A 12007-nucleotide genomic window follows, 5' to 3' on the forward strand; every position below is an offset into this window, starting at 1 on the left:
GCTGAAGGAAATTAAAACGGCTATTTTGGATCTAGTGTGGTTTTGTCACATGAACTGTTAAAACTAGCGAAATTCACAGCGTGTTTACAAATGAAATATACTTCACAAAACGCTCTCTATTTTCTTAAACTGTAATATACATGTAATAAAAATATCTTCCATTGCGTGTAAAATGTAGAATTAGCGGGTAATAACAGTATTGTGGCTATAAATGAATGATCAAATGCAATCACTTTGTGTCAGATCCCCACATATACTACATCACGCAAGAAATAACACAAAACTGCGCCGGAAGTTACTTGTTTAGTAGGGTTTTACAAGGTACAATAGTATATGTTTTATATGTGGAATTTGAATTTGACAAATGAACTGCAACACCAATGAAAAATGTTTATAGACGATTATTGATAATAGGCTGTGGGTGAAGGATAAATTGGACTCGGAGGGGCTACTGGTGGAAAAAATTATTATTAACGGCGGACGGACTTTACAAGGGAACGTACGCGTAGAAGGTGCGAAGAACGCGGTATTACCGATTTTGGCTGCTGCTTTATTGGCATCTGAAGGTGTGAATGTTATTCGTGACGTTCCAAATCTTTCAGATGTACGGACAATTAATGAAGTGCTTAAAAGTTTGAACGCAAAAATCACGCATGATCCGGAAAAAGGGGAAGTCATCGTAGATTCACGTGGAAGACTAGCTGATGAAGCACAATTTGAATTTGTACGTAAAATGCGCGCATCCATTTTAGTAATGGGACCGTTACTGGCGCGTAACGGATTCGCGCGTATCGCATTGCCGGGCGGCTGTGCAATAGGTTCAAGACCTATTGACCAACACTTGAAAGGCTTCGAAGCAATGGGAGCAGAAATTTCATTTGGACATGGCCATGTGGAAGCGAAAGTAGACGGCCGTTTAAAAGGCGCGAAAATCTATTTGGATTTCCCGAGTGTAGGCGCAACAGAAAATATCATGACGGCTGCTGCTCTTGCTGAAGGTACAACGATCATCGAGAACGCTGCCAAAGAACCTGAAATCGTCGACTTGGCGAATTTCATCAATGAAATGGGCGGTAAAGTAGTAGGTGCAGGTACGGATAATATTCGTATCGAAGGTGTAACGACAATGTATGCATCGACTCACCATATTATTCCGGATCGTATCGAAGCTGGAACATTCATGGTAGCTGCAGCCATCACGGGTGGAGACGTCACAATCGACAACGCAGTACCTGAACACTCTACAGCACTCATTTCCAAGTTGACGGAAATGGGCGTAGAAATCACACAGCTGGATGAAGGGATTCGTGTTACAGCGAAACACCCACTTAAGGCAGTCGATTTGAAGACGATGCCGCATCCAGGTTTCCCGACAGATATGCAATCACAAATGATGGCATTGATGTTAACAGCTACCGGTATCGGTGTGTTAACGGAAACGGTATTTGAAAATCGTTTTATGCACGTTGAAGAATTCCGCCGTATGAACGCAGATGTGAAGATCGAAGGACGTTCTGTTATTGTTTCAGGACCTTCAAAAATCCAAGGTGCGGAAGTCGCAGCCACAGACTTGCGTGCCGCTGCATCACTCATCCTAGCCGGACTCGTAGCAGAAGGCGTTACACGTGTGACTGAATTGATTCACTTGGATCGCGGTTATGTGGACTTCGATAAGAAGCTCAAAGCTCTAGGCGCAGACATAACACGTGTCTCCACTGAACAAGAAGTTACAGAATCTCAATTCGCATAATGATTGACACCATGGACAGTTCGCTGTTCATGGTTTTTTCATTATCTGCGATGAATACCCATTCTCCCCTCAACATATAGTCTAGTATGTACAAAAAACTACTCCTTTTATTCATCATTCTCACATTATTTTTTATTCCTTTTCTTGTAAGACAAGCACCAGAGATCAAACTGGTAGAAAAAAGAGAGGAGAAGTATTGCGATGTGCTGATCACGGTCATAGGTGTGGACGAGCCGATTCCGCTTGAAGAGTATGTTGTCGGAGTGGTAGCAGGTGAGATGCCTGCCGATTTTCATCCCGAAGCATTGAAAGCTCAAGTCATCGCTGCCCGCACCTATGCCGCAAGAAACACAGATAAAGGAATCAAGCCGATTGCGAAAGACGTCTCTGCGCAAGTATACCGCACAGAAGCCGAACGTAAAGAGCGCTGGGGCAAGTCATTCAAAGACAATGAAAAGAAAGTCCGCAAAGCAGCAGAAGAAACGCAAGGACAAATTATTGTGTACGGCGAAGAAATCATATCTGCCATGTTTTTCTCTACATCTAATGGAAAAACAGAAGCTGCACAAAATTTCAGCGGCAATCCAGTGGAGTATTTACAAAGCGTGGAAAGTCCAGGGGAAGAAGAAGTAGCACCTACCGTAGAGCGCAAGCAAGAACTAACATTGACTGAATGGAATCGTAAACTCGGTTTCAACTGGGACGCCAATCAATTTCGTGAACTGAAGCTCGTCCGCAATCAAACCGGACGTGTCCAGAAAATCATGGCTGGACAATATGAAACAAGTGGTCGACAAATTCGAGAAAAACTTCATTTGGCTTCTACCGATTTCAATATTGCGTATGACATCAACAATCAAATCGTCCATATTACGACCGTTGGCTACGGCCATGGAGTTGGGATGAGTCAATACGGCGCAGAAGCCTTCGCGCAAAAAGGATGGACTGCAGACCAAATTGTGTCGCACTATTATACAGGCACAAAAATCCAAAAAATAAATTTACCTGAAGATCGATGTTTAAAATCCTCGTAACTTGCAAAGAATGCAAGTGAGGTGATGAACATGCGAGAAGAAAAACCAAAAGCCCCTTCTCAGGAGAACAAGAAAACGAAGAACGGCTGGTTCTGGCCTGCCATTTATACGAGCGTAGCGCTTTTATTCATCGGCATGGTATGGGGATACACCGCATTGACGACGGAAGATTCTGTGCCGTCTGAAGTGGCAAAAGTAGAGCAGCCAAAAGAAAATGGCACGGTAGAAACAAATGCAACAAAAGAAACACTGAAGTATCCATTCGATGAAGCAAAAGTAGATCAAGTCGCCATCTTACAAGAATTCTATGATGCAGAAGCAGACGAAGCAGTGCGTGAGAAAGCACTACTCGTATTCAACCAGACGTATGTCACAAGCAAAGGACTTTCCCTATCAATGGATGGTGAACCATTCGAAGCCGTAGCGGCAATGAGTGGAACAGTCGAAGAAGTTATCGTGGATTCATTCAAAGGAACGGAAATTAGATTGAAACACGCTGACGGTAAGACGACGGTCTACGGTTCATTGACAGGCGTCCTCGTTAAAGAAGGCGACGTAGTCCAACAAGGCCAAGTGCTTGCCACAACGACTCAGAATGAATGGAATCCAGAAGCAGGCGTCCACTTGCAATTTGAAATCCAGCAAGATGGTGTATCTGTAAACCCACACGATTTCCTAGCATTTTAATACGTAGCACCCAAAGCCATTCCAGCCCCCGGAATGGCTTTTTTCATATATTGTTACATATTCGCATACACTACATTAGTCAAAGGAGTGAATAGAGAAAGGAAGAGGGCGTGCACGAGCAAATTAGAAAACGCTGCGTACGACTGGGCAAGCTACTGATCGAGACCAACTTGACAGTGCGCGCGCTAGCCACTGCGACCGGCTACTCCAAAAGCACGGTCCACAAAGACTTAACTGAACGATTACCAAATGTAGATCCATGCTTGTCACGGAAAGTCGCAGAAATTCTGGCCTACCACAAATCCATCCGCCACCTGCGCGGAGGAGAAGCCACCCGCCAAAAATGGAAAAATGAAACCGAAGCACAAAAAGCAGATGCCTAGCCACACTGAAAATGAAGCAGTAATGTACTGTACCCATACAAGCAGCCTGAAATTATGAAAAGCTATCCAGAGGAATGTATCTGGATAGCTTTTGTTTGGTTGGGCCGCGTGCGCTCAATATCAGCTGGCCTATCCGCTCAATGCTGCGCGTGATCCGCTCTATGTCGGTCCGCGAATGCTCAATGGGCTGGCCTCTCCGCTCAATGCCGCGTGTGATTCGCTCTATAGGGGTCCGCGAGCGCTCAATGTGTCATCCTACCCGCTCAATCGCCCGCGCCATCACGCTCTATGTCGGTCCGCGAACGCTCAAAGTGCTGGCTTATCCGCTCAATGCCGCGTGTGATTCGCTCTATAGGGGTCCGCGAGCGCTCAATGTCGCGCGTGATCCGCTCTATGTCGGTCCGCGAACGCTCAAAGTGCTGGCTTATCCGCTCAATGTCGCGCGTGATCCGCTCTATGTCGGTCCGCGAACGCTCAAAGTGCTGGCCTCTCCGCTCAATGCCGCGCGTGACCCGCTCTATGCCGGTCCGCGAACGCTCAATGGGCTGGCCTCTCCGCTCAATGCCGCGCGTGATTCGCTCTATGTCGGCCCGCGAGCGCTCAATGTGCTGGCTTACCCGCTCAATGCCGCGTGTGATTCGCTCTATAGGGGTCCGCGAGCGCTCAATGTGTCATCCTACCCGCTCAATCGCCCGCGCCATCACGCTCTAAGTAGGTCCGCGTGGGCTCAATATCAGCTGGCCTATCCGCTCAATGCCGCGCGTGATCCGCTCTATGTCGGCCCGCAAACGCTCAATGTGCTGGCCTATCCGCTCAATGCTGCGCGTGATCCGCTCTATGTCGGCCTGCAAACGCTCAAAGTGCTGGCCTCTCCGCTCAATGCCGCGTGTGATCCGCTCTATAAGGGTCCGCGAGCGCTCAATGTGTCATCCTACCCGCTCAATCGCCCGCGCCATCACGCTCTAAGTAGGTCCGCGAACGCTCAAAGTGCTGGCTATCCGCTCAATGCCGCGTGTGATCCGCTCTATAAGGGTCCGCGAGCGCTCAAAATGTCATCCTACCCGCTCAATCGCCCGCGCCATCACGCTCTATGTAGGTCCGCGTGGGCTCAATATCAGCTGGACTATCCGCTCAATGCTGCGCGTGATCCGCTCTATGTCGGCCCGCAAACGCTCAATGTGCTGGCTTACCCGCTCAATGCCGCGCGTGACCCGCTAAATAAATCACGAGCCATCGCTAACTTGCTGGTGGCTTTTCATTTTGACGACTCCTCTCGAATACTGCCAAATAAAGTAGAAATATGATATAATAAACAGCTAATGAATGTAATCGGATAGGGCGTATGAGGAAGGGGTCGGTCATGATGTTTTCAAAAGATATTGGGATAGACATGGGTACCGCCAATGTATTGATATATGTGAAAGACAAGGGTCTCGTCATTAACGAACCGGCTGTTATTGCGATCGATAAACGTACGGATGAACCTGTAGCCTTTGGTGTAGAGGCCTATCAAATGATTGGTCGTTCACCGGAATATATTCAGATCATACGTCCAATGAAAGCTGGGAACATTGCGGATTTTGAAATGGCGCGTGTGTTGATCAGACACTTCCTCGAGAAAGCGCTAGGAAAAAGCCTGCGTATCAAACCTTACATCACGATATGCTGTAAAGCGGATACAACGCGAGTGGAAAAGAGTGTGATCCGCCAAGTGATGATGGGAGCCGGAGCCAAACAAGTCGTAATTGAAGAAGAATCGAAAGTGGCGGCGATTGGGGCAGGTATGGACATATCGAAGCCTTCAGGCAATATGATAGTCGATCTTGGTGCAGGCACGACAGATGCTTCCGTGCTGTCGATGGGAGAAATCGTATCGTTTGAGAAAACGAAAATCGGTGGCTTTCATTTTGATCAATGCATTATCCAACATATACGAAAAAAACATAATGTGTATATAGGAGAAAAAACGGCCGAACAAGTGAAAAAAGACATGGGCGTTGTGTTGAAGGATGGAAAGAAACCGAGCGCGATGAACGTGCATGGTAGCGACCTTGCGACAGGTATTCCGAAAACAATTGAAGTGACGGCGGAAGAGATTCATCAGGCATTGTTTCTGCCGATCAATAAAATCGTCGAGACGACAAGAAAAGCACTGGAAGAAACAATGCCGGAGCTCGCTGCAGACATTGCACAGCGCGGCATCCTATTAATCGGAGGCGGTGCATTGCTTCCCGGATTAGATACTTTATTATCCGAACATCTCAATGTGCCGGTATTCATTGCGGAAAATGCGCTCACTTGTATAGCAGAAGGAACGGGACAGCTCATGGACTCGGTCAGTAAAACTTCAACACGCATAATTTGAACTGCCATCAAGCGACAAGTAGTGTATACTAAAAACAACGATTATTCGACATGATGAAGCAAAGGAGTGAAATGAAATGTTTCGTGGTTTTTATACAGTAGGATCAGGCATGATTGCACAGCAGCGTCGTACGGAAATGCTATCAAATAATATCGCGAACGCCAACACGCCAGGCTATAAGGCGGAGCAATCGACGATTCGTGCATTTCCTGACATGTTGATGTCTCGTTTGGATTCGACGCGCGTGCCGACGGAAAAAGGCTTAAACTTTAGAAATCTATCCCCAGTAGGCGAACTGTCGACAGGCGTGTATATGCAAGAAACTTTGCCTTTATTCGCGCAAGGCCAGTTGCGTGAAACGGAACAGAAGACCGATATTGCATTACTGGATGGACCGATGGAAGTCAATGAAGAAACAGGCGTTGCAGGAACGGTATTCTTTACGCTAGAAGGCGAGAATGGCGGTCAATTCTACACACGAAACGGTAATTTCGCTGTCAACGCAGAAGGGTACCTGACCAATCCATCGGGCTTATACGTCCTTGACGATGCGGGCAATCGGATCGAACTGACAAGTGATGATATTCGCGTAACGGATTCAGGAGTGATCTTCGCGGGACAAACGGAAATCGCGACACTAGGTATTGCCTACTCTGACGGACCGGACACATTATCCAAACAAGATAACGGGCTCTACACGACAATCGACGGCAATGCGTTACCGACTGGCGGTACGTACACGATGCAACAAGGATTTCTTGAAGATTCCAACGTCGATGCCGCGCGCTCGATGACGGATATGCTGACAGCCTACCGTGCATTTGAAGCCAATCAGAAAATCCTGCAAGCGTATGATCGCAGTATGGAAAAAGCGGTCAATGAAGTAGGACGAGTTAATTAATGACTACATATAGAAGTATGCGTAAAGGAAGTGACCTTTGATGATTCGCACGATGACCACAGCGACCAACACGATGAACCAGTTGCAGCAACGTCTCGACTTGATTGGCAACAACTTATCGAACGTCGGTACACATGGATATAAATCCTCGTCTGCTACATTCCAGGAACTATTATTCCAACAAATCAATAATGACAAAGCAGATCGGGCCGGGCGTAGCTCAGATCTTGGCATTCGCATGGGGACCGGCGCACACCTCGGCAGCCTGCAGATGAACTGGAAAGTAGGCTCTGTACAAATTACGGACCGTCAGCTAGACTTTGCGTTAACGGAGCCGAAACAACATTTTAATTTGATCCAGCCAACAGACGGCGGAGAAGAAATCATTTATTCGCGTAAAGGAAATTTCTACTTGTCACCAACTGCAAATGGCAACAATGCGCTAGTCAATGAAGAAGGACTCGCAGTGGCGGATAGCGCGGGCCGTCCCATCGTCTTTTCTGGACAAGCGACCGATTATCAAATTCGTCCAAACGGTGTATTGCAAGTAACTACACCGCAAGGCACACAGGAATTTAATCTGGGCGTCACCGTCTTAGAAAAGCCAGATTCGATGGTTCAGCTTTCTGCAACCACTTTTGGTTTGCCAACAGATCTAGCAGCACTCGGACTGACAGCAAATGATATATTGACAGAAATGACTGGTGCTCGACGAAATCAGATTGGCTTACAAAATCAAGCGCTCGAAACTTCCAACGTAGAGTATGAAAAAGAAATGGCAGATTTAATTTCGACGCAACGTGCCTATCAATTCAATGCACGTTCCGTAACAATGGCGGACCAGATGATGGGCTTAATTAACGGCATTCGCTAACGCGTGCAATAGGAGTACTTACTATGACAGATAAAAATTCAAATTTCAAAAAAATAACAGAACCACTTTCACCTGTGAAACCATTCGAACCATTGAAGAAACCAACAGAGATAGAAGATCCGATTGAGCTTACAGAAACAGATCCCGTTGTGACAACTGAAATGGACAAAGTCGCAATTACGCTGTCAGAGCCTCTTGCAACAGACAAAGAAGTTCCGGAAGATATTCAGTCGACAACAGAGACAGAACCGCTAGAAACAGCTCCTGACGCACCAGAACAAACTCTTCTAAGCGAAACGGAGCCTGTGAAAAGACGATCTGCATCAAACGAGGGCGACGTGACATTCTGGAAGAAGATGACGTCAAAACGGCCACGAAAAAAACGTTCCGAAAAAGTTGCAAAACCGGTAAGCGAAATGCGTTGGGTTCAAGTACGCATGATTCCCATCTGGCTACGATTGCTACTTATACTGTTGTTAATGGTCTTAGCGGCAATAGCAGGTACAATGGTTGGTTTCAGTGTAATCGGCGACGGCTCAGCAGGCGATGTCTTCAAAAAAGAGACATGGCAGCATATTTTTGATATCATGAACGGTAAATAGTACAGAAACCTCTGAAATCTTCAGAACTTCTGGAATAAAGGAGACAAATTTCATGCTAAATGCTCAACAAATACAAGAAATCATCCCGCATCGCTATCCATTCTTGCTCGTCGATCGCATCGAAGAACTCGAAGAAGGCAAGCGCGCAGTCGGGTTAAAAAATGTTTCAATCAATGAAGACTTCTTCAACGGCCACTTCCCGGGCTACCCAGTAATGCCAGGAGTCCTAATCGTAGAAGCACTCGCTCAGGTAGGCGCAGTCGCTTTACTCAAAAAAGAAGAAAACAAAGGCCGTTTAGCATTTTTTGCAGGCATCGACAACTGCCGTTTCAAGCGTCAAGTCGTACCAGGCGACACGCTTCGTCTCGAAGTAGAAATCGTCCGCTTGCGTGGAACCATTGGTAAAGGAAAAGCCGTCGCAACCGTCGAAGGTGAAGTAGCATGTGAAGCAGATATTACATTCGCACTCGGACCTGTGCAAGAGCAATAATATCATGATGCCGTACTAAAAAGTTGATAGAATAATCATTGGAATGCCGGTATGGGCATACAGTGGGAGGGTATACTACAGCATGTTAAAAAAGCTTTCTCCAAATATTAAGAGCAGCATCACTCGTTCCATTTCCCAATCATTCGAACAATATATGAGTGAAATTGGCTGGTCAGCAGAAGAATATAACATCGAACAGTTTTATGCGAACTGGCGGGAATACATTACGACCAAAGCACTTTGGTACGACAAGATTCCTGAAGACATCAAAGTAGACGCCGAGTTCCATAAAGAGTTAGCGGAACGCGTGGAGGAAGTACTAATCCGCATCCTCAACGATCCGCCGACAGAAGAGCAAATCGCACAAATTGAAATGTTACAAGAAAATCTCGACACACATTATGATTATGGCTGTAAAGCGGAAGCTGTATACGTTCAAAACGTATTGGAAACCACATCAGGTCATACGAATAATTAAAACGAATAGTTCTCTCCTTTACGCACAAGCTATCCATGAACATACCGATACGTATCGTTCACAGCTCGTAAAAAGGAGGGAATTTTTTTATGATCAGAAAAGCTCTGCCCGTGGTTTTTGCTTCCGCACTCGTTCTGACCGCATGTAACACGAACGACGGCGCACTGCCAAGCAACAACGAAACACCTATGCAAGATGTGGAACGTAACAATACGCCAAACGACAACAAGCGTATGGGTCCTAATCTCGACGGTCTTGACGACAACAATGACCGTGGCATCATGAAGAGAGAAGGCGAAGATATCATCGACGACACGCGCGAAGGTATCGAAAAAACTCGCGACGAACTCATCGATGACAACAACGAAAACCGTGGCGCACGCGACGACACCAACGTGGACGGCAACATGAACGGTAACAACGCTGCTCCAGACGGCGTATTGCGCGATGAAGATCGTAAAGTACGATGATTCCCGCCATTATAAAAACGACCCTGCATATTGAATGCTTGGGTCGTTTTTATTATGGGTGGGGTAGTCTATCAAGGTCCGCGGGCGCCCAATGTGTCTGACGTACCCGTTCTATCGCTCGCGCCAATCATGCTCAACCCCTGTCCGCGGGCGCTCAATGTGACGGCTTACCCGCTCTATCGCCCGCGCTATCCGCTCAATCCTGGTCCGCAAGCGCTCTATGCGTTGACGTACCCGCTCTATCACTCCCGCTATCCGATCAAACTCGGTCCGCGAGCGCTCAATGTGTCTGACGTACCCGTTCTATCGCCGCTCGCGCCAATCCATGCTCAAACCCCGTCCGCGGGCGCTCTATGTGCTGGCTTACCCGCTCTATCGCCCGCGCAATCCGCTCAATCCTGGTCCGCAAGCGCTCTATGTGTTGACGTACCCGCTCTATCACTCCCGCTATCCGATCAAACTTGGTCCGCGAGCGCTCAATGTGTCTGACGTACCCGTTCTATCGCTCGCGCCAATCCATGCTCAAACCCCGTCCGCGGGCGTTCAATGTGTCGGCTTACCCGCTCTATCGCCCGCGCTATCCGCTCAATCCTGGTCCGTAAGCGCTCTATGTGTTGACGTACCCGCTCTATTGCCCGCGCTATCCGCTCAATCCTGGTCAGCCAGCGCTCTATGTGTCGACGTACCCGCTCTATGCAACCCCCCCACACACCCACCCTAATACCCACCAAAACACAAAAAAAGCCACCCCCAAAAAAGGGCAGCCCAACCATCATAACTTTGTCTTCTCATCCATCTCCATATCGCGCTTCAACTTCGGCCGATCCCACATCGCCGTTTGGAATTGCTCGAGCAACGCATCGCCTTCCAATCCTTCAGCCAACAATTCTTCAAGCAAATATTCCGGATACTTCGAGCGGACACGCTTCAGACGTCCCTTCATTAGCACGGAAATGCGGTCACCAATCTGACGCCAGTTTTCAACCGCCACATCGAACGAAGCGGGCTCGTTGCCAGGATACGAAATGACGACGCGGACGGTCAACAACGTCTCCTCAGCTTTCCACTTTTCCATAATATCCTTATACTTGGCATCAATGAACAGCTCAAGCACCCACAAACGGTGACTGTTCTCCTGGTTGATGATAATGCCGTCAAACAGCGGAAACGCAAGCACGCCACTCTCCTGAAGCACTTCCACCGAAATCATCTTAAACGTCTTCAATCCCATCACCTCGGTACAATTTTCCCAAGTATAGCATAAAAATCTTAAAATACTCGAGTATTCAAAAATGCCGTTTACCTCGCCACGTGGAAATCGCATGATACCGCGAATGTCCAAAAATCCCTTCGAATAAAAATTGAAAAACCACACCGAAAATGGCGTCAAAATTCAATTTTGCCTCTTTGCCATACTGACCCTATGTGGATTACGATAAGGGCAGCACAAAGAAAGGAGGAACAAACTCGTGAACCAAGTGGCTTTAGTAGGGCGCATCACCAAAGACCTCGTATTAAAAGAACACTCGTCAGGACGTGTCAATACCACGTTCGCCCTCGCTGTCAATCGTAGCTTCAAAAACGCAAACGGGGAAATAGCAACCGACTTCGTGCCATGCTCCGTTTGGGGACGATCCGCCGAAAACCTAGTCCGTCACTGCGGCAAAGGATCGCTCGTAGGCGTCAGTGGAAGCATTCAGACCCGGAACTACGAAAGGGAAGACCGTTCGAAAGTGTATATCATGGAAGTCATGTGCAGCGACATCCGCTTTCTTTCGAAGTCATCCAAACCTCAACAGGCAGAAATGAAAACGCATTCATCTACTGAGCCCGAACGTTTTGAAGAAGCGAAATCAACCGAAACCGCACTACCTATTTTTTAACACTATCCAACTTGGAAAGGAGAGGGGACAAAGGCATATCCGCCGTCGCACATCCGTTGCTGATCAATTCCTGAAAAGAGATGGATGACA

At 47.4% G+C, this 12007-nt stretch carries 14 protein-coding genes; 13 read left to right on the forward strand and 1 reads right to left on the reverse strand.

The features are described 5' to 3' along the window. Positions 1–454: 454 nt before the first annotated feature. The 12 genes from murA (at position 455) to CSV70_RS00560 (ending at position 10034) form a co-directional block, all read left to right on the forward strand. Entirely contained in the window at positions 455–1750 is a 1296-nt protein-coding gene (gene murA / locus CSV70_RS00505; protein WP_085132719.1) for a UDP-N-acetylglucosamine 1-carboxyvinyltransferase, read from the forward strand. Between the two features lie 203 nt (positions 1751–1953). After that, positions 1954–2784: a stage II sporulation protein D gene (gene spoIID / locus CSV70_RS00510; RefSeq protein ID WP_233191730.1), complete on the forward strand. Its 831-nt coding sequence runs from the start codon at positions 1954–1956 to the stop codon at positions 2782–2784. 30 nt (positions 2785–2814) lie between these two features. Further along, on the forward strand, positions 2815–3471 hold the full coding sequence (locus CSV70_RS00515) for a M23 family metallopeptidase (RefSeq protein WP_198166010.1): 657 nt from the start codon (positions 2815–2817) through the stop codon (positions 3469–3471). A 110-nt stretch (positions 3472–3581) separates the two neighbouring features. Then, entirely contained in the window at positions 3582–3854 is a 273-nt protein-coding gene (locus CSV70_RS00520; protein WP_029053436.1) for a sporulation transcriptional regulator SpoIIID, read from the forward strand. Positions 3855–3928: 74 nt separating this feature from the next. After that, positions 3929–5158 (forward strand): hypothetical protein, encoded by a 1230-nt coding sequence (locus tag CSV70_RS00525; protein ID WP_143560907.1) that lies wholly within the window; start codon positions 3929–3931, stop codon positions 5156–5158. Between the two features lie 59 nt (positions 5159–5217). After that, complete coding sequence (mreB, locus tag CSV70_RS00530; RefSeq protein ID WP_099660905.1) at positions 5218–6219, forward strand: rod shape-determining protein; 1002 nt, start codon at positions 5218–5220, stop codon at positions 6217–6219. A 76-nt stretch (positions 6220–6295) separates the two neighbouring features. Then, the gene (locus tag CSV70_RS00535) at positions 6296–7120 is read left to right on the forward strand and encodes a flagellar hook-basal body protein (protein WP_085132722.1); all 825 of its coding nucleotides are present in this window, start codon (positions 6296–6298) and stop codon (positions 7118–7120) included. Positions 7121–7160: 40 nt separating this feature from the next. Further along, a complete protein-coding gene (locus CSV70_RS00540; protein WP_099660812.1) occupies positions 7161–7994 on the forward strand; it encodes a flagellar hook-basal body protein in 834 nt (277 codons plus the stop codon). A gap of 23 nt (positions 7995–8017) precedes the next feature. Then, positions 8018–8596 carry a DNA-directed RNA polymerase subunit beta gene (locus CSV70_RS16650; protein ID WP_233191731.1) on the forward strand — a complete coding sequence of 193 codons (579 nt, stop codon included), beginning with the start codon at positions 8018–8020 and terminating at the stop codon, positions 8594–8596. Between the two features lie 52 nt (positions 8597–8648). Further along, positions 8649–9086 (forward strand): 3-hydroxyacyl-ACP dehydratase FabZ, encoded by a 438-nt coding sequence (gene fabZ / locus CSV70_RS00550; RefSeq protein WP_099628230.1) that lies wholly within the window; start codon positions 8649–8651, stop codon positions 9084–9086. A gap of 82 nt (positions 9087–9168) precedes the next feature. Then, complete coding sequence (locus CSV70_RS00555; RefSeq protein ID WP_232319152.1) at positions 9169–9564, forward strand: hypothetical protein; 396 nt, start codon at positions 9169–9171, stop codon at positions 9562–9564. 89 nt (positions 9565–9653) lie between these two features. Next, entirely contained in the window at positions 9654–10034 is a 381-nt protein-coding gene (locus CSV70_RS00560) for a hypothetical protein (RefSeq protein WP_099627798.1), read from the forward strand. Positions 10035–10806: 772 nt separating this feature from the next. Here the strand turns inward: CSV70_RS00560 and CSV70_RS00570 are convergent. Beyond that, positions 10807–11259, reverse strand: coding sequence for a YwpF family protein (locus CSV70_RS00570; RefSeq protein WP_085132727.1), 453 nt, complete (start codon positions 11257–11259; stop codon positions 10807–10809). Between the two features lie 244 nt (positions 11260–11503). On the opposite strand from CSV70_RS00570, the gene CSV70_RS00575 reads away from it, so the two are divergent. Further along, a complete protein-coding gene (locus CSV70_RS00575; protein WP_085132728.1) occupies positions 11504–11917 on the forward strand; it encodes a single-stranded DNA-binding protein in 414 nt (137 codons plus the stop codon). The last annotated feature ends 90 nt before the right edge of the window (positions 11918–12007 follow it).

Source organism: Sporosarcina sp. P25 (genome assembly GCF_002743235.1).
In the GTDB taxonomy this organism is placed as follows: Bacteria; Bacillota; Bacilli; order Bacillales_A; family Planococcaceae; genus Sporosarcina; species Sporosarcina ureae_B.

Excerpts from the sequence above, each read along its gene's own strand:
- CSV70_RS00535 (WP_085132722.1), top strand. The coding sequence starts at position 6,296 with ATGTTTCGTGGTTTTTATACAGTAGGATCAGGCATGATTGCACAGCAG.
- CSV70_RS00525 (WP_143560907.1), top strand. The coding sequence starts at position 3,929 with ATGTATCTGGATAGCTTTTGTTTGGTTGGGCCGCGTGCGCTCAATATC.
- CSV70_RS00555 (WP_232319152.1), top strand. The coding sequence starts at position 9,169 with ATGTTAAAAAAGCTTTCTCCAAATATTAAGAGCAGCATCACTCGTTCC.
- mreB (WP_099660905.1), top strand. The coding sequence starts at position 5,218 with ATGTTTTCAAAAGATATTGGGATAGACATGGGTACCGCCAATGTATTG.
- CSV70_RS16650 (WP_233191731.1), top strand. The coding sequence starts at position 8,018 with ATGACAGATAAAAATTCAAATTTCAAAAAAATAACAGAACCACTTTCA.
- CSV70_RS00560 (WP_099627798.1), top strand. The coding sequence starts at position 9,654 with ATGATCAGAAAAGCTCTGCCCGTGGTTTTTGCTTCCGCACTCGTTCTG.
- fabZ (WP_099628230.1), top strand. The coding sequence starts at position 8,649 with ATGCTAAATGCTCAACAAATACAAGAAATCATCCCGCATCGCTATCCA.
- CSV70_RS00515 (WP_198166010.1), top strand. The coding sequence starts at position 2,815 with ATGCGAGAAGAAAAACCAAAAGCCCCTTCTCAGGAGAACAAGAAAACG.
- CSV70_RS00540 (WP_099660812.1), top strand. The coding sequence starts at position 7,161 with ATGATTCGCACGATGACCACAGCGACCAACACGATGAACCAGTTGCAG.